Annotated in this window: 1 pseudogene; it reads right to left on the bottom strand. The window is 63.1% G+C overall.

The annotated features are described in order from the left end of the window. Positions 1-363: pseudogene (locus RhoFasB10_RS26860) on the bottom strand (pyridine nucleotide-disulfide oxidoreductase); the annotation flags it as partial.

Raw genomic sequence — 363 nt, 5'->3', positions numbered from 1 at the left:
CGACGACTTTGCCGTTGTCGCCGAGGATTTCGGTGGGGGATTCGAAGAAGTGGAGGAACAGTTTGTGGGGGCGGTCGCCGACGTCGCGGATGGCCCAGTCCTGCAGGGTGTTGGCGACCATGTCGACCTGTTTGGAGCCGCGGCGTGCGGCTTCGGAGCCTTCGTCGTAGTCGATGTCTTCGGGGGCGACGATGACTTCGATGTTGGGGGAGTGGTCGAGTTCGCGCAGTTCCAGGGGGGTGAATTTGGCTTGTGCGGGGCCGCGGCGGCCGAAGACGTGGACTTCGACGGCTTTGTTGGCTTTGAGGCCTTCGTAGACGTTGGCGGGGATTTCGGTGGGGAGGAGTTCGTCGCCGGTTTTGG

It is taken from the genome of Rhodococcus sp. B10 (assembly GCF_011770055.1).
GTDB lineage: Bacteria > Actinomycetota > Actinomycetes > Mycobacteriales > Mycobacteriaceae > Rhodococcoides > Rhodococcoides kyotonensis_B.
Note: the sequence above shows the minus strand (reverse complement) of the source record. Positions and strands in the feature narration are given on the sequence as shown.